A 15,600-nucleotide genomic window follows, 5' to 3' on the forward strand; every position below is an offset into this window, starting at 1 on the left:
ATGAAACCTCTAAAAAAACTCCTATTCTTTTGTATTGCAGCACTATTTTTTAGCTGTCAGCATACCCCACAACGCCCCGTAGAGATGAGCGACCGGCAAATCTTAGGGCTAACAGATAAAGTGCAGCAAGTCACCCTTATCAGTCAGCATATAGACGAAGAGAAACGCGATACTACCTTTCTAACTTTCGACTCCAAAGGACGGATGACAGAGAAAATAGAACATCTGCAAAAAGCAAAAGATAGCATACTCAAAACCAAGTATGTGTATGACGATGTCCAACACACCCGACTCGCCCAAACTTACAAAAGCGATGGAACGCTCTTAAGCGAGGAGCTGGCAACCTATAATGCTTATAATTTCGTAGAAAAGTACACCCTTACCAATGGCGAAACCAAAGAGGTAATAACCGTAGTTTTCAACTACAGTGCCGACGGACTAAAGGCTGAAGCAAAGGCTACAGACGGAAAAGGTGAGCTATTCCTTACCTCTAACATAGAATACAACCCACGCGGACAAGCCGTAAAAGAAGAGGTGTACATCACCAAAGATAAAAAGCACTCCTCTACCACGTATTATGTGTATGACGAAAAAGGCGCCCTAATAGACAAGAAAGATTATAACATAAAAGAAAAAAACATCAGAAATTACACTTTCACTCATACCTACGACAATGCAGGCAATAAGAAAGAAGAACGCATATACATAGACGGTAATCTTAGTATTATAAACAAAACAGAAATCAGGAAATAAAAAGTTAAAAAAGAAGGGAAATGAGATAGGGGTATAAGGTCTTTAAATGGCAATACACACTTTGCAATAAAATCATTGTTTTAAAAGAATTATCAGAAATAAAACACCCTATTCTTTGCAATTATTATTATAAAAACATCTAAAACAACACATATATAGCAATACTAAATAACATAGCCAAAAGTGTTAAAAAAACTATAAATATGTTAAATCTGCGTATTTTGTAGGTAAAAAAATAGGGTAAGATAAAAAAAATAGGTATATTTGCTGAAAATTTTGCAACTTGTGCCTACGTACTATATAGGTGTAATAGGTGGCAAAACCACAATGAAAAAATAGCAAGCAAACAGTTAAAAAGTTAATTTTTATCGACAATGAAAAGAATAGTATTGTTACTTTTAGCAGTATGTGCTTTTGAGGGGAAGACCCTTGCACAAGAGTTGAACTTACCACAGCAAAACCAGTATTTAGCTGATAGTGAGTTTCTTATAGCACCTACATACGCAGGTATAGGAGACTTCGTGCGCATCCGTCTTTCGGGTATTACCCAATGGGTAGGCGTAAAAGGTGCTCCTGATTATCAATCATTAGCTGGCGATATGCGTTTAGGCGAACGCAGCGGGGCTGGTGTAATGCTTTATAACGACCGCAACGGGCATACCTACCAACGCGGTGGCAAAGTGTCTTTCGCTCACCACCTTACCCTCGACAGATATGATAACCATTTTGTGTCATTCGGTATCTCATACGCTCTTAATACTTTTGAAATTGATATAAAAAAATTCAACCAATCTATTAGAGATCAGGCGGTTACTAACGACCGTTTCACCGTAAACCACAACTTCGACGTAGGGGTACTTTACCGCTACAAAAATTGGTTCGTAAACCTTAGTGCTATGAATATCCTCAACAAAGATATCGAGCATTTCTATAAAGAAGAACCTAAAGCTCTGCGCAATTATATGATTTTTGCCGGTTATCGCTACAAACAAGATAAGAAGAGCAACTTCGAAATTGAACCATCATTGCTATATCAACTTTACGAAAGCGATGGGCGTTCTACTACCGACTTCAACCTTAAATTCCGTTGGATGGACTTAGAGGATTATTACTGGGTAGGGGTGAACTATCGTTCCCTAAATGACCAGTTATTCCGCCCATTAAACATAGGTCCAATGGCAGGACTTAAACGCGGAATGCTTTATTTTGCTTACTCATATCAGCTAACACTCAACGAGATCATAGGCTATAACTCTGGCACACACGTTATTACATTGGGTCTTGACCTATTCCAAGGGGTTAGTAACTGTAAATGTGCGCAACGATAAATGGAACAGATTATTCTTAAAAACATACGCTCATACGCTTATCACGGTTGCTTAAGCGAAGAAACCACTATAGGGAGTGACTACCGCACCGACCTAAAAATCAGTGCTGACCTAAAAAAATCAATGCTCTCTGATGCCCTACAAGATACGGTAGATTATGTACACCTAAACAGAATTGTAAAGGAAGAAATGGCAATACCTGCAAAACTATTAGAAAATGTAGCGGCGCGGATAGTAAAACGCATTTTTGATGAACTACCTGAAGTTCAGAAGGTTACCCTAAAAGTTGCCAAGATAAATCCACCTATAGGCGGAGATGTAGAGAGTGTATCAGTAAAAATAAAACAAGAAAGATTTGGTTAATTAAAAAATAAGATATATCTTTGCACCCAGAATACAAAAAGGCATCGTGGCCGAGGGGCTAGGCGGAGGTCTGCAAAACCTTATACAGCGGTTCAAATCCGCTCGATGCCTCACCTTTTTAAATAAATAATCCCATCTCTAAAAACTTTTCGAAAAATGACAAATGTTCTAGACAAATTTATTCAGGACATGAAGAATAACATTCCTGGTTTTATAGCAGTTTCAGTAACAGAGGTACGTTCAGGTGTATCATACGGTTCTGACTCTGTTGACCCAAGTTTTGACCCTAACCTTGCTTCTGCTTACAACCTAGAAGTAGTAAAGGCAAAACAAAACGCTCTACAAGTATTAGGATTAGCTTCAAAAGAGAGAATCGTTGATATCCTAATTACACTTACAGACCAAATCCACATCATTGACATTTCATCAAATGGTAGCTACATTATCTACTTAGCTGTAGATTCAAACAAAGCGAACTTAGGTCTTACAAGAGCCCTACTTTCTAAATACAAAAAAGATTTAGTAGCTATATTCTAATATAAAGCTATTCATAATAATACAATAATAAAAAAGAGTTCCTTAGCACAAGGAGCTCTTTTTTATTTAAAATTTAAACCAAAATATATTAAAAAATGAAGAAGTTAGTATTTACAGCCGCTGCCCTAATGAGTTTAGGCTACGGCTATGCACAAGACAATACTGTGCCAATGGCTACCCTAACCCCTGCCCAACCTATTGAGCCTGCACAAAAAGTAGAAGAGAAAGTAGAAATTAAATCGGTAGGGCGCATTCATTTTGATGGTGGCGTGTTAGGAGCCAATAACTACCACAACGAGTTTGTAAGTGGTATAGCTCTAGCTGACTTCCGTGCTGGCCTACTAATGCGCTACGGACAATGGAAAAGCAAAATAGAAATGGGCTATGCTAATCAAGCTCTTTCAGTAAAAGATGTATTTATAGAGTACGATTTTAACAAACACACCCTACTTAGGGGAGGTTATTTTCTGCATCAATTCGGTATGCAGAGTGTTTTTGGGGCTTCTGCTAAAATATCAATGGAAGAACCTCTAAGCAATAGTGCTTTCTACAACAATAGGCTTGTAGGACTTATGTTGATGCACCAAAAAGACAAGTTCTTTGGCACATTGAGCCTTTTTGCTGAAAATGAAGTGATGAAGAAGAGTGCTGACAAAACAGGCAGCCAAGGTATGGGTATGATGAGCCATCTATTGTACCGACTCCATCGCGAAGAAGGTAATATCTTTCACATAGGTATTTCAGGAGCTTTTGAGACACCTCGTTATACTGAAGTAAAAGATAATGCAGGAAAAGTAACAGGTATAAGCCATAGTTCTTATGTACTTAAAACATATTTTCCTACACGTATAGCTAGGGTAACAGCACAAGAAGCTACTATTAATAATGCTACCTTCCTCTACAAATTCTCGCCCGAACTCTTATTGGCAAAAGGTCATTGGGGCTTGGAAGCACAGTATTATTACCTAAATGCAAACCGCAAGAGTGGTTTTGAAGCATTCGATGCTAGCGGGGCTTACGCTATGGTGCGCACTATCATCAAAGGGAAGCCATATGCTTATGCCGATGCAGATGCCGTTATGGCAACCCCTAAAGCTGGGGCAATGGAGTTAGTAGCCGGTTATAACTACACCGACCTTTCGAATAGCAAAGCAGGTATCTTAGGGGGCAGACTAAACGATTATTCGCTTACTTTCAACTACTATATCAATAAATATGTAATTTGGCGGATACGTAGCTCATATACCTCAGTTGGCTATCGTAGAGACAGAGAGAACACTAATTTAAGCCTTATAGAAACACGTCTGCAAATCAAATTTTAATTGAGAACTAAAATGAGTCAATTAGCAAACTCTTCATTTCCTAATTGACTCATTTGTTATTTAATGTTACAAGGTTGTCGCAGTATGAAACAACTATTTGCCTATTGCTGAAAATCTTCTGAATTTTGCAGCGTAAAAGTCTTAAGACTTATAGTTCGTTCTTTGACATACTGGGATTTTATTTTATTGCCTCATAGGCACGTATAGCTTTATCAAAGCGGTCATTTACGCTCTCTATAGTGTAAAGTCCATCAGCATTGGCTTGTAGTCCTTTTAACTTAAGCGAGAAAACTACAGGCGGGTTCTCTAAGTTTAGCAAAGACACATTGCGTAGCTGTTCGGTAGTCTGATAAACGATGTTTACCGCTACAAACTCTTTGCCTGCCTTGTCTACCCATTTCTCAAACACCAATTTGCTGCCTATAGGAGTCTTCTTCTCAATCGATTGAGGTAAGCTATATTCTTCTACCTCTAAAGCAGCATTTACACTGGCTATATTAGAATCGTGTCCGCAAAGGAAAGTAAACTTGCGGTTTTTAGCGTTTAGCTCGTCTTTCATATACACCAATAGTGGATGCGCTACGTTTACCGCTACTATAGGTGCCGTGAAGAGCACATCGCCATACACGTCTTTTACCTTAGCTATTTTCTCCCAATCGGCATTGGTAAGCTTTTGTCCGAAAGCGGCTTGTACAGGGTCTGCATCTTCATAATACTGAAGTATAAGTGCATCAGAAGCCGAGTTAGCAAACTTTAGCGAACCTTTCATATTAGGTTCATCTCCTTTTTCTAACTTTAGCTGAGTATTGTAATCGTCGAAAGCACATACCTCACCCGACTGACAAGCAGGAGAATGTTTTAGGTCTAATACCTTTTCAATCAGTTGGTATGAGTCTTTTAAACCTTCGTTGATGCCTACAATACCTTTTTTTCCTCCCATAGCTGCTATTTCTTTAAGTGCTTGTGCCTTAAAGGCTTCACTACTCTTAGTAAGAGCAGGGAAAAACACTGGGTCCATCTTACTAGGAGTAAAACGGTGATTGATATGCAGATTGGCTACCGGCATAAACCCTGATGAGAAGTACTGGGCTGTAGCTATAGTGCGCTGCATACTATTAGCATAAAAGTTTACTTCATCAACAGTGGGGACAGCATTTTCGGTAAAAAGCCCTTCGTTTACCGTCCATTTGCGGAAGAATTGCCCCATAATAGTTTCGAGAACTCCGCCACGCAAAGTCAATTCGCTAGGGGCTGCGCTCCATTTTATCCATTGGTGAGGCGTCATCTTTTGTAAAACACTACCATTTACTGACAATGACGAACGAATATTATGTCTGCTGAGTATTACTACTTCTTTTAGCTTATATTGGTTTTTAAACGCCTCAGAGCGTTGTAGCTGCCCCATTGCTAAAAGTGGGCACAATAGGAGCAACGCTATGTTTATAATTCTTATTTTCATATTGCTTTATTGCTTTGTTAAAATTTAATTTGCAGACGGGTTTCGATAAGGCTCAAATTGGTATTTTCTTTATCCTTACGATAGCCTACAGCAGTGTACGAAGCGCGCACCCTCCAAATCATATATTTATTAATATAGTAGTTGAAAGTAAGCGAATAGTCGTTTAGTCTGCCCCCTAAGATACCTGCTTTGGCATTAGAAAGGTCGGTGTAGTTATAGCCTGCTACCAACTCCATTGCTCCAGCTTTAGGGGTTGCAATACCTCCATCGGCATCAGCATAAGTATACGGACTGCCTTTGATGATAGTGCGCACCATAGCGTAAGCCCCGCTAGCATCGAATGCTTCAAAACCACTCTTGCGGTTTACATTTAGATAGTAATACTGTGCTTCTAACCCCCAATTGCCTTTGGCATACAATAACTCTGGTGAGAATTTATAGAGGAAAGTAGCGTTTTCAATATTAGCTTGCTGAGCGGTTACCTTTGCTATACGTGTAGGGAAAGGCGTTTTGAGCACATAAGAACTATGGGTAACTGTTACTTTACCTGCATTATCTTTTATTTCACCATAACGGGGTGTCTCAAAAGCCCCTGAAATACCTACGTGAAAGATATTACCTTCCTCGCGGCGAGGGCGATACAATAGACGGCTCATCATACCCATACCTTGGCTACCTGTTACTGTTGGACTCTTTTTCATTGCTTCGTTTTCAGCAAAAAGGCTCAATGTACCGAAGAATTTATCTTTTTGGTGCATCAGCATAAGCCCTACAAGCCTGCCATTAAAAAAGGCTTCGTTGCTCTGAGGTTCTTCCATAGATATTTTGAAAGAAGAACTCGTTGCACTTTGCATACCGAATTGGTGCACAAAATAGCCCCCACGGAGTAGTGTATGCTTGCTAAAACCATACTCTATCAGTACGTCTTTCACCGAGAGTGCATTGTAAGCATAGCCGATATCTATCTTAGCTTTCCATTGGCCGTAGCGCGCTCCTAAACCTGCGCGGAAGTCGGGCATCGCTACACCACTAACAAATTGGTCGTGGTAGTGATTAGCCCCAAATACACCTCCATCGATGAGGATACGCCCTGCTGGCTTTATTTCTATTTTCTCTTCAACCTTTTGAGCTGGCTCAATAGGCTGTGCTGGAATGAGTTCTGCCATCGGAGTGCTATTGTCTTGCGCATAGCCGTAGCCTAAACTCATTAGTGCAGCAACTGTAAATACGAACTTCTTCATAGCCTACTATTTAGTTTCACGTTCACTTTTTTTCACTTTGCCCTTCTTTACAAGTTCGGCAAACTCCTTTTTAGCTTTCGCTAATTGTGCTATGAAAGCATCGTTGGCATGTAGGCGTGCTACTACGGCACTAGCTACCAAGCGAGCTGCATCAACATCACTTTGGAAGTGATAACCACAAATCACGCGGCTTTGCCCCATTTCGTATCCACGTTTTAGTATCTCGTTTTGTCTATCTACGTTGATTTCTGCAAGTACCAAAGCTGTAGCCCAACCAATAGCAGTGTGCCCTGAAGGATAAGACCCATTAGTAGAAAGCTCTTGTTGCTGCTCTGGGTTGCAAGTAGTTTTTTCGTAGAAAGCAAACGGACGTACGCGCATATAGTGCTCTTTGGCAGCGCGGGTAGCAAGGTCGCCAGCGTCTTCGCGCATATTTACCACTAACTTAAAGATTTCGGGGGTATTTTCTTTAGAGATTTTCACCCCAAAAGCTTCAGAGAAAGCATTAGGAACCCCTGCTCCATCTACACGCGCATCGGTTACCGCTTGGTCTCCACGAGGGGTACGGCGTTGCATCAATCCCCAGCGATATTGCGCTTCGTCATTTAGGAAGAGGATACTACCCGGTTGTGGTGGCGGTGGGAGCAATTCTAAGCTGTTAGCAACATCACCTATTTGCAAGAAATAAACGTCTGGTTTAGTTCTTACGTCTTTAATTTTCTCTTGTGCCCACGTAGCTACTGACACTGCCAGCAAGGCTACTAGTAATAAATTTCTTTTCATATGATAAAACTTTTTAAATTATTAATTTCACTATCGAAAAAAAGTAGATTTTCAACTCTTTTGCCCTACAAAGGTATAAAACAAGTTTATGTCTTACAAGAAAATTATGATATTTTAACTTTTTGTATAGGTCTTTAGTAATGTATCGGTAGTTAGCCTAAATTAGGTATTGAGAAGAATAAGGAGAAGAAAGCAAATGTTGAGGCGCTTTTTTGCATTATTGTTAGCATTTTTGACTTTTTATTGCGAATTTGTTAATTGCATTTCATTTCTTTAGCTACACTTAGTAACCACTTAGTGACCACTTAGTGGCCTCTTAGTGTATACTTGAGATATTGATAACCTTTTTGAGAAAACGTTGCGAAAAATGTAATTTCAGTAGCTGGCAGTTATCAGACTAATAGCTAACGACTTGATGCTAAGTATTAATTTGCTGTTTCTCAAATTTGCTGAATTGCTAATTGTTTTGTAGCTTTGCGGCATAAATAATTTTCTAAATGATGAAAAAAATAGTTTTTGCCGCATTAGCTTTGGCTTTTACGCTTGATAGCGCAGCACAAGAGGTTGATTCGCTTCCTAAAAAACAGGAGGTTATCCCTACTTTTGCTAAGAAATTGAACATCGATTTGTTTTTTAGAGGAGGCGGTATTAGCGATAGCTATACTGATGACTCTAAGAATAGTACCCACTTTGTGATTGATAACGCACGACTCAATTTGCAGGGAGATTTTAATGAAGACCTTTTTTATAGGGTGCGTTTTCGTCCAAATCTGCCATTCAACGCTACTACGCAAGATGGTGGTACGAGCGCTTTAGACTATGCTTTTTTGACTTACCGCTTTGGGTCTGCCCGCCAGTGGGATGTGACTGTAGGCAAGCAATTGGCTGCTTTTGGTGCTTTTGAGAAGGAAATCAATCCGTTGTACGAATATATTTTCACTGATTACCTAAACGGGGTGTACAACAATGTCTTTCTTTCGGGGCTTACTCTTGGCTATAAAATCAACAGGGCGCATAAGATAGGCGTGCAGTTGCACAATACGGTGAATACTAAATTTGCTAACTTGCTTAGCTCTAAAGGGTTTGTAGCAGGCGATTTTAAGGCTTCGAAAGCTCCTATTGGTATGTACCTCTTTTGGAATACCGATTTGTTGGACGGCAAACTCAAGCTGCGTTATTCTTACAATCTTTCGCAATACGCAGCTAACAATCTAACTCACTCGCTTGCGCTCGGCAACTGGTATAAAAGCGGGCGACACACTCTCTACCTAGACCTCAGCTATACTTATATGGGGGCTGACTATGGGCTTACTGCCTCGCAGCTACTCAGCGCTTATGATGGTTTGGCTAAGAACAATTACCTTATGCAGAAAAACGCTGTGTATAAGCGCGCTGTGTCTCGCTACGACTATCAGCTGACTGACCGCTGGAGTTTGTCGGCTAAACTTGGGATTGAGCAGGCGGGTATCACTCAGCGACTAAGTGAGCAGTTGCGCACTAACTATATTTATTTTGCGGCTGCACAGTATGCGCCACTTCGTGGGCAAGACCTTCGTTTCTATTTAGCTTATGTGGGCAACACTATCAGCTACGATAAGACTTTGCATTTGAAAAACGAACAAATGCACCGCATAGCCATAGGGGCGTATTATACACTACCAATACTAAAGACTAACAACTAAGATGAAACATATAGACGGTTTTTCTAAACTTACCAAAGCCGAGAAGATAGCGTGGCTTTGCGACACGTATTTCACCGAAGTAGAGAATGCCACTGCTCTCTTTGAAAGATATCAGAACGCTGATGCTGAACTGCAAAAACTGCACGATGAGTTCATAGAGAATACAGTTTCTAACTATTACCTGCCCTTTGCGGTAGCTCCTAACTTCGTTATCAACGGACGTACTTATACAGTGCCAATGGTTATCGAGGAGAGTTCGGTAGTAGCGGCCGCAAGTAGAGCAGCTAAATACTGGCAAACGCACGGAGGCTTTCATACAGAGGTGCTCGACACCCAAAAGACGGGACACGTGCACTTCTTTTTCTATGGAGAAAAGGCTGACTTAACTGCTTTTTTCGCTCGTGTGCAACCTTTGATGCTCGCTAATGCTCAGCCTATCACTTCCAATATGGAAAAACGAGGCGGAGGGATTACTTCGCTTACTTTGGAAGATAAAACAGAGGCTTTAGCACATTACTACCAGCTGTCGGCGACTTTTGAGACCCTCGATGCTATGGGGGCTAACTTTATTAACTCGTGCTTAGAGTCGTTTGCCGATACTTTTAGAGACGAAGCCGATAGAGACCCCCTACTACAGGGCAAATACGAGGTAGTGATGTCGATACTTTCTAACTACGTGCCTAATTGTGTGGTACGCGCTGAAGTGTTTTGCCCCGTGAAAGACCTTAAGATAGCCCACTTAGAGGGTGAGACGGCAGCACGTAAGTTTGTGCAAGCTCTTGCTATCGCTAATGCTGATGTATACCGCGCTACGACCCACAATAAGGGAATAATGAACGGTATAGATGCGGTAATTCTAGCTACTGGTAACGATTTTCGCGCTATAGAAGCTGGTGCGCACGCTTATGCGGCTCGGACGGGGCGCTATAAAAGTCTGTCAGATGCGTGGATAACCGGAGATACGTTTCACTTTGCTTTAGAACTGCCCTTAGCATTAGGGACTGTTGGTGGGCTTACAAACTTGCACCCTTTAGTGAAGACTGCTTTAGCTATATTAGAGAAGCCTAACGCACGCGAACTGATGCAAATAGTGGCTTGTGTGGGCTTGGCTCAGAACTTTTCAGCAGTGAGTTCTCTCATCAGCTTGGGCATTCAAAAGGGGCATATGAAGATGCATTTAAACAATATTTTTAATCAATTAGGGGCGAGTGAAGACGAAAAAAAAGTGCTCACCGCCTACTTTAAAGATAAGACGGTGACGCACAGTGAGGTGAAGCGTGAGCTTGAGAAATTGAGAGGATAGTACTGAAATCCTACTTCACTTGGTAATCTTGCCTCTTAGGAGGAACACGACGATCGAAGTTAGGGGTGAGCGATACTACGCCTTTCACATTTTGTAGGGCTGAGACTATCTGCAACAAGCGCTCTGTAGCATAATTAGATGAGAGTATATACCGCTCAGGATTCTTGCTATCAGGGGTAATTGTGAAGCCTAAGCCCTTAATTTCGGCAGGCATAGTAGCGCCTTTTTCTAAGACCACGATTACCTCTCCTTTGAGCAGTAAGCGTGTACCATCGGGCTCTACTAACACGGGCTCTACGCGCAATTTAGGGTACAGTTCTTGAAGATATCTTGCCCGAGTGGGGTAAGTGCCTAAGAACGTTTTCTTGATAACCGCTGTAGTAAATGTGAGATACTCATAGGAGTCTTTTTCAACACGTTGCACTCTTTGCATCTCGTCAATAGCACCTGATATATACAGCTGATTGCGTGCTACACTTAGGGTAATGCGTTCATCTTTTTGTAGGTAGCTCATCTTCTCGGTACTGCTATCCTCATCACTTTGAGCTTTAGTACAAGCGGCTGTTGCACCTATCAGAAGGGCAATAGCCACAAGGGTTTGTGTTAAATATTTCATAATTATCTATTTAAAAAGCGGCGCAAGTTAAGAATTAATTAATAAATAAGCAAATTTTAAATGCGGAGATGCCTCGTGATACCATACTATGGATTGGGAAGATATTTGTAAGAAAAATAATGTAGACAGTTCTTTTCTGAAGGAGTTTAGACCTTCAGCAGGGCTCCGCCTACTAAACTATGGCGAGTTCTTAGCAGCTAAAGAACGCTTAACCTCTTATCAGTTAGGGTTTAACTTATTGCCGATTTTCATAGATAACGAAAAGTCTGTAGTAGCAATCTATACTAATGATATTTTCAAGGGGAAAGTAGTGGTGTATGAAGACGAACCTTACCCCGACTTCTCTCCTGATTTTAGAAACATAAACTCTTTTCTGAATGCCTATCATCAGTGCCTCCGAAAGGGTGAGTTTCATCATCTGTACTGTTTAGAATACGCAATAGAGTATTCACCAGGGATAACAGAACCTGAACCACTATTGTTAGAAGCCTGCTGGAAATATATAGAAAAAGATATTTTCGCTTCAGACATACAGCGAGATGTAGTCTATAGAACTGCTATCTTCCTCACACCTAATGACCAACGCGAACGCTTGTTACCTTTTATACAAAGTCCGTTTGTAGATGAGCAAAAAAATAGCCGTATAGTAGATGTTGCTCTATACTCCTTAGGAGGGCAGCAACCCTATAGCCCTGCTAAGCCTTTAGTAGAAGCGCTGCTAAAGAAAAAGGAGTATAAAGAGCATTTCCTAAGAGATAATCTTTTTGAAGGCGCTTTCAAAAAGAAGACAATAGACGACGAAGATGATCTATTATCGATGATAGTATTAGCCGTGCGCACCGACCGGCAAGCAATGGGCTGCGCTATCGTAATAGCAGCTTTAACCATATTATATATCGCGGCTATCTTTTTGCTTTTTCCTATAGAGAATGCGCTGATGCACCTATTTATACTGTTTATTATAGCAATGATTGCCTTTACTATTTTCACTATTAAATAAAAATGAAAAGAATATTACTAAGCCTTGTACTGATAACCGCCATAGCTTGTGGCGATAAAAAAGAAAAAGAAATAGCCGCCATACCAATGCACTTTGAGACTGTGCGGTTAGACTCTTTATTTGTAAAAACCTCCGATGCTGACCTGCCCAAGCTGTGCCGGAAGTATCCTTACTTCTTCACCTCTACTATTAGCGATGAAGAGTGGCTCGAAATTCGCAACGGACTTATCTTCCCTGATGAACCCTCAGTAAACTTACGTTATGCTGATATTTACAACGAAATACACAAGAGTTTAGGCGACTTTTCAGCAGAAAAGAAAGAGCTAAAACGCCTATTCCAGCATATCAAATACTACTTCCCTAAATTTGAGCCTCCCCGCGTAGTAACCCTTATCAGCAGAGTAGATTATGAGTCGCGAGTGATTTATGCCGACACCTTGCTGCTAATAGGTGCTGACAACTATTTGGGGGCTAAACACCCTTACTATCAGGAGATGCAGCAGTACATCAGTACTGAGCTCGACAAGCAATACCTAACAGTAGATGTAGCGGAGGCATTTGCTAACAAACTCGTACCTCGTGGAGCACATCTCACCTTTTTAGACAATATGATTTACGAAGGCAAAAAGCTGTATTTAGAGAGTCTTTTGATGCCCGATAAAAAGCCGGCAACACTACTAAAATATACTTCTGACCAATACGATTGGGCAAAGGCAAATGAGGTAGAAATATGGCGGTATTTTATAGAAAAGGAGCTACTCTACCAAACTGATAAGAAACTGCTCTCTCGGTTCTTATATCCTGCACCTTTCTCTAAATTCTATTTAGAGTTAGACAACCAGTCACCAGGACAGATAGGGCGTTATATAGGCTATCAGATTGTGCAGGCTTATGCCGAAAATCACAAAGATACTCCTTTAGTAAATCTATTGGCAATGAAAGCTGATGAATTGTTTAAACAATCACTGTATAAACCAAAATAATATCCCAATATGTCAAAGAACAAACTCTGGCTTTTTTAAAACCTTTACGGGGGCAAAGTTCGTACGTTTTGCTGAAGTGTGCAAATACTTGTCTCATCGTGTTACAGAGTTGTCTCATATCTAAATAGGCGCGAGCTGTAGCTCGCGCCTGTATTATTTTGATTTATAACATATACAAAAAACAAGAGCCTCAGTTGTTACTGAGGCTCCTGCAATTCCTAATCCTTAAAAATATGAAAAATTTCCTCTATGAAGAAGATCTCGTGGTACCTCCAGGAATCGAACCAGGGACACAAGGATTTTCAGTCCTTTGCTCTACCAACTGAGCTAAGGTACCAGTTGTTTCATTTTTACGGGTGCAAAAGTAATACTTTTTTTGAAACTTGCAAAATATTTCGCGAATATTTTGCAAGTTTTTTATCTACCTTTTTATAACTACTTAATATTCAGGCTTATCATTTGGGTACTTCGCCATAAATTCTTCTGCTTTTTTCACCATATTTTCTGATCCACAGAAGAAAGGCACACGCTGATGTAGCTTCTTTGGTTCAATATCCATTATGCGTTGGTAGCCATCAGAGGCTTTTCCTCCCGCTTGTTCAGTCAAGAAAGCCATAGGATTACACTCGTACAGCAGACGCAATTTACCTTGGGGGGTACGCGTACCTGATGGGTAAATATAAATACCTCCTTTCAGCATATTACGGTGAAAATCTGACACCAAAGAACCTATATAACGCGAAGTATAAGGGCGATCCTCTTCTAATGCCTGACAGTATTTTAGATAGTCTTTCACCCCTTGTGGGAAGTGTACATAATTCCCCTCATTTATTGAGTAGATATTGCCGTCTTTAGGATACTTCATATCGGGGTGCGATAGGTAGTAAGTACCGATAGAAGGGTCGAGAGTAAAGCCATTTACCCCGTGCCCCGTGGTGTAGACTAACATAGTAGAAAGCCCATATACCACATAACCTGCCGCTACTTGCTTGTTACCCGGCTGCAAGAAGTCTTCTAACTGCACTGGCGTACCTACAGGAGTTACGCGTTTGTAGATAGAAAAAATAGTACCTACCGTTACGTTTACATCTGCATTGCTCGAGCCGTCTAACGGGTCGATAAGCACTACATATTTGCTGTTAGGGCTATTTTCGGAAGCGTTGATGGGTATGAAAAATTCGTTTTCTTCGGAAGCAATACCACATACCACATCGCGCTGAGTGAGTGCACGGATAAAAAGGTCGTTAGCAAAAACGTCTAACTTCTTTTGCACCTCGCCCTGCACATTTTCTTGTCCCATATCGCCGAGAATATCCTCTACAAGTCCTGCTTTGTTCACCTCTCGATTTACTAATTTCGAGGCTAATTTTATAGCACTCAATAGCCGAGAAAATTCTCCAGTAGAATGTTGAAAGTCCTTCTGATGCTGAATGATGAACTCTCCTAAAGTTTGGTGTGTTTTCATTTTGTTATTATTTAATTTATGTTTATTGCTAATTAGCCAATTTATTCAGGTAGAGTTGTATCACATTCTCTAACCCTAAATAAAGTGCCTCACAGATAAGAGCGTGCCCTATCGATACCTCTAAAAGGTTAGGTATTTGCCTTCTGAAGTACTGCACATTATCAAGGCTTAAGTCGTGCCCTGCATTGAGCCCTAAGCCTACTTTTTCAGCCTCTTGGGCTGCTCTTACATACGGAGCAATAGCACCCTTATTGCCTAAGGCATATTCGCGGGCATACCCTTCGGTGTAAAGCTCTACGCGGTCAGCCCCTGTAGCCGCCGCCGCTGTAACCATCGCCTCTACAGGGTCTACGAATAGTGAGGTACGAATGCCATTGCGCTTAAACTCTGCCACTACTTCTGTTAAAAAATCCTTGTGTTTAACAGTATCCCAGCCAGCATTAGAGGTGATAGCATCTTCGGCATCGGGCACAAGCGTCACTTGGGTAGGTTTTACTTGCAGCACAAGGTCTACAAATTTAGGGATAGGATTTCCCTCTATATTATACTCAGTGGTTACCACCTTCAGCAGGTCGAACGCATCTTGGTAGCGTATATGTCGCTCATCAGGACGTGGGTGAATGGTGATACCCTCTGCTCCAAATTGTTGCGCATCTTTAGCTACCTGCAAAAGGTCGGGCATATTGCCGCCACGTGCATTGCGCAATGTAGCTATTTTATTGATATTTACACTTAGTTTCGTCATTGTAAAAGTCTGTTTTACGA

At 40.9% G+C, this 15,600-nt stretch carries 15 protein-coding genes and 2 tRNA genes; 10 read left to right on the forward strand and 7 right to left on the reverse strand.

The features are described from left to right. From FOC45_RS10850 to FOC45_RS10875, 6 genes are all read left to right on the forward strand, one after another. On the forward strand, positions 1 to 753 hold the full coding sequence (locus FOC45_RS10850) for a hypothetical protein (RefSeq protein WP_009390250.1): 753 nt from the start codon (positions 1 to 3) through the stop codon (positions 751 to 753). A gap of 374 nt (positions 754 to 1,127) precedes the next feature. Further along, entirely contained in the window at positions 1,128 to 2,081 is a 954-nt protein-coding gene (locus FOC45_RS10855) for a type IX secretion system membrane protein PorP/SprF (RefSeq protein ID WP_009390248.1), read from the forward strand. Further along, positions 2,082 to 2,444: a dihydroneopterin aldolase gene (gene folB / locus FOC45_RS10860; RefSeq protein WP_009390247.1), complete on the forward strand. Its 363-nt coding sequence runs from the start codon at positions 2,082 to 2,084 to the stop codon at positions 2,442 to 2,444. Positions 2,445 to 2,484: 40 nt separating this feature from the next. Further along, positions 2,485 to 2,555, forward strand: a tRNA-Cys gene (locus FOC45_RS10865). Between the two features lie 45 nt (positions 2,556 to 2,600). Further along, positions 2,601 to 2,981, forward strand: a complete 381-nt coding sequence (locus FOC45_RS10870) for a hypothetical protein (RefSeq protein ID WP_009390245.1) — start codon at positions 2,601 to 2,603, stop codon at positions 2,979 to 2,981. Positions 2,982 to 3,076: 95 nt separating this feature from the next. Beyond that, positions 3,077 to 4,303, forward strand: coding sequence for a porin (locus FOC45_RS10875; protein WP_009390243.1), 1,227 nt, complete (start codon positions 3,077 to 3,079; stop codon positions 4,301 to 4,303). A 178-nt stretch (positions 4,304 to 4,481) separates the two neighbouring features. Here the strand turns inward: FOC45_RS10875 and FOC45_RS10880 are convergent, their stop codons facing one another. The 3 genes from FOC45_RS10880 to FOC45_RS10890 are packed head-to-tail and all read right to left on the reverse strand — an operon-like array spanning position 4,482 to position 7,786. After that, positions 4,482 to 5,762 carry a histidine-type phosphatase gene (locus tag FOC45_RS10880; protein WP_009390242.1) on the reverse strand — a complete coding sequence of 427 codons (1,281 nt, stop codon included), beginning with the start codon at positions 5,760 to 5,762 and terminating at the stop codon, positions 4,482 to 4,484. A 17-nt stretch (positions 5,763 to 5,779) separates the two neighbouring features. After that, positions 5,780 to 7,003, reverse strand: coding sequence for a porin (locus tag FOC45_RS10885; RefSeq protein ID WP_009390240.1), 1,224 nt, complete (start codon positions 7,001 to 7,003; stop codon positions 5,780 to 5,782). Positions 7,004 to 7,009: 6 nt separating this feature from the next. Next, a complete protein-coding gene (locus FOC45_RS10890; RefSeq protein WP_009390238.1) occupies positions 7,010 to 7,786 on the reverse strand; it encodes a phosphatase PAP2 family protein in 777 nt (258 codons plus the stop codon). A 497-nt stretch (positions 7,787 to 8,283) separates the two neighbouring features. On the opposite strand from FOC45_RS10890, the gene FOC45_RS10895 reads away from it, so the two are divergent. Then, the gene (locus tag FOC45_RS10895) at positions 8,284 to 9,468 is read left to right on the forward strand and encodes a porin (protein ID WP_009390236.1); all 1,185 of its coding nucleotides are present in this window, start codon (positions 8,284 to 8,286) and stop codon (positions 9,466 to 9,468) included. A 1-nt stretch (position 9,469) separates the two neighbouring features. Further along, complete coding sequence (locus FOC45_RS10900) at positions 9,470 to 10,771, forward strand: hydroxymethylglutaryl-CoA reductase, degradative (RefSeq protein ID WP_009390234.1); 1,302 nt, start codon at positions 9,470 to 9,472, stop codon at positions 10,769 to 10,771. Positions 10,772 to 10,781: 10 nt separating this feature from the next. Here the strand turns inward: FOC45_RS10900 and FOC45_RS10905 are convergent, their stop codons facing one another. Further along, positions 10,782 to 11,387, reverse strand: coding sequence for a hypothetical protein (locus tag FOC45_RS10905; protein WP_009390233.1), 606 nt, complete (start codon positions 11,385 to 11,387; stop codon positions 10,782 to 10,784). A gap of 88 nt (positions 11,388 to 11,475) precedes the next feature. Here FOC45_RS10905 and FOC45_RS10910 point away from each other — a divergent pair, with 88 nt between their 5' ends. Together FOC45_RS10910 and gldB are read left to right on the forward strand one after the other, a co-directional pair. After that, positions 11,476 to 12,387 (forward strand): hypothetical protein, encoded by a 912-nt coding sequence (locus tag FOC45_RS10910; protein WP_009390231.1) that lies wholly within the window; start codon positions 11,476 to 11,478, stop codon positions 12,385 to 12,387. A gap of 2 nt (positions 12,388 to 12,389) precedes the next feature. Beyond that, complete coding sequence (gene gldB, locus FOC45_RS10915; RefSeq protein WP_009390229.1) at positions 12,390 to 13,370, forward strand: gliding motility lipoprotein GldB; 981 nt, start codon at positions 12,390 to 12,392, stop codon at positions 13,368 to 13,370. 264 nt (positions 13,371 to 13,634) lie between these two features. Here the strand turns inward: gldB and FOC45_RS10920 are convergent. The 3 genes from FOC45_RS10920 to FOC45_RS10930 all read right to left on the reverse strand — a co-directional run bounded on the left by FOC45_RS10920 (position 13,635) and on the right by FOC45_RS10930 (position 15,580). Next, positions 13,635 to 13,707 (reverse strand) — tRNA-Phe (locus tag FOC45_RS10920). 102 nt (positions 13,708 to 13,809) lie between these two features. Beyond that, positions 13,810 to 14,835, reverse strand: coding sequence for a class 1 fructose-bisphosphatase (gene fbp / locus FOC45_RS10925; protein WP_009390225.1), 1,026 nt, complete (start codon positions 14,833 to 14,835; stop codon positions 13,810 to 13,812). 28 nt (positions 14,836 to 14,863) lie between these two features. Next, entirely contained in the window at positions 14,864 to 15,580 is a 717-nt protein-coding gene (locus FOC45_RS10930) for a pyridoxine 5'-phosphate synthase (RefSeq protein ID WP_009390223.1), read from the reverse strand. Between the last annotated feature and the right edge of the window lie 20 nt (positions 15,581 to 15,600).

This window comes from Capnocytophaga sp. FDAARGOS_737 (assembly GCF_009730375.1).
Classification (GTDB): Bacteria; Bacteroidota; Bacteroidia; order Flavobacteriales; family Flavobacteriaceae; genus Capnocytophaga; species Capnocytophaga leadbetteri.

What these genes read in the sequence shown, in the direction of transcription:
- FOC45_RS10850 (WP_009390250.1), top strand. Translation starts at nt 1, where the DNA reads ATGAAACCTCTAAAAAAACTCCTATTCTTTTGTATTGCAGCACTATTT.
- FOC45_RS10855 (WP_009390248.1), top strand. Translation starts at nt 1,128, where the DNA reads ATGAAAAGAATAGTATTGTTACTTTTAGCAGTATGTGCTTTTGAGGGG.
- folB (WP_009390247.1), top strand. Translation starts at nt 2,082, where the DNA reads ATGGAACAGATTATTCTTAAAAACATACGCTCATACGCTTATCACGGT.
- FOC45_RS10870 (WP_009390245.1), top strand. Translation starts at nt 2,601, where the DNA reads ATGACAAATGTTCTAGACAAATTTATTCAGGACATGAAGAATAACATT.
- FOC45_RS10875 (WP_009390243.1), top strand. Translation starts at nt 3,077, where the DNA reads ATGAAGAAGTTAGTATTTACAGCCGCTGCCCTAATGAGTTTAGGCTAC.
- FOC45_RS10880 (WP_009390242.1), bottom strand. Translation starts at nt 5,762, where the DNA reads ATGAAAATAAGAATTATAAACATAGCGTTGCTCCTATTGTGCCCACTT.
- FOC45_RS10885 (WP_009390240.1), bottom strand. Translation starts at nt 7,003, where the DNA reads ATGAAGAAGTTCGTATTTACAGTTGCTGCACTAATGAGTTTAGGCTAC.
- FOC45_RS10890 (WP_009390238.1), bottom strand. Translation starts at nt 7,786, where the DNA reads ATGAAAAGAAATTTATTACTAGTAGCCTTGCTGGCAGTGTCAGTAGCT.
- FOC45_RS10895 (WP_009390236.1), top strand. Translation starts at nt 8,284, where the DNA reads ATGATGAAAAAAATAGTTTTTGCCGCATTAGCTTTGGCTTTTACGCTT.
- FOC45_RS10900 (WP_009390234.1), top strand. Translation starts at nt 9,470, where the DNA reads ATGAAACATATAGACGGTTTTTCTAAACTTACCAAAGCCGAGAAGATA.
- FOC45_RS10905 (WP_009390233.1), bottom strand. Translation starts at nt 11,387, where the DNA reads ATGAAATATTTAACACAAACCCTTGTGGCTATTGCCCTTCTGATAGGT.
- FOC45_RS10910 (WP_009390231.1), top strand. Translation starts at nt 11,476, where the DNA reads ATGGATTGGGAAGATATTTGTAAGAAAAATAATGTAGACAGTTCTTTT.
- gldB (WP_009390229.1), top strand. Translation starts at nt 12,390, where the DNA reads ATGAAAAGAATATTACTAAGCCTTGTACTGATAACCGCCATAGCTTGT.
- fbp (WP_009390225.1), bottom strand. Translation starts at nt 14,835, where the DNA reads ATGAAAACACACCAAACTTTAGGAGAGTTCATCATTCAGCATCAGAAG.
- FOC45_RS10930 (WP_009390223.1), bottom strand. Translation starts at nt 15,580, where the DNA reads ATGACGAAACTAAGTGTAAATATCAATAAAATAGCTACATTGCGCAAT.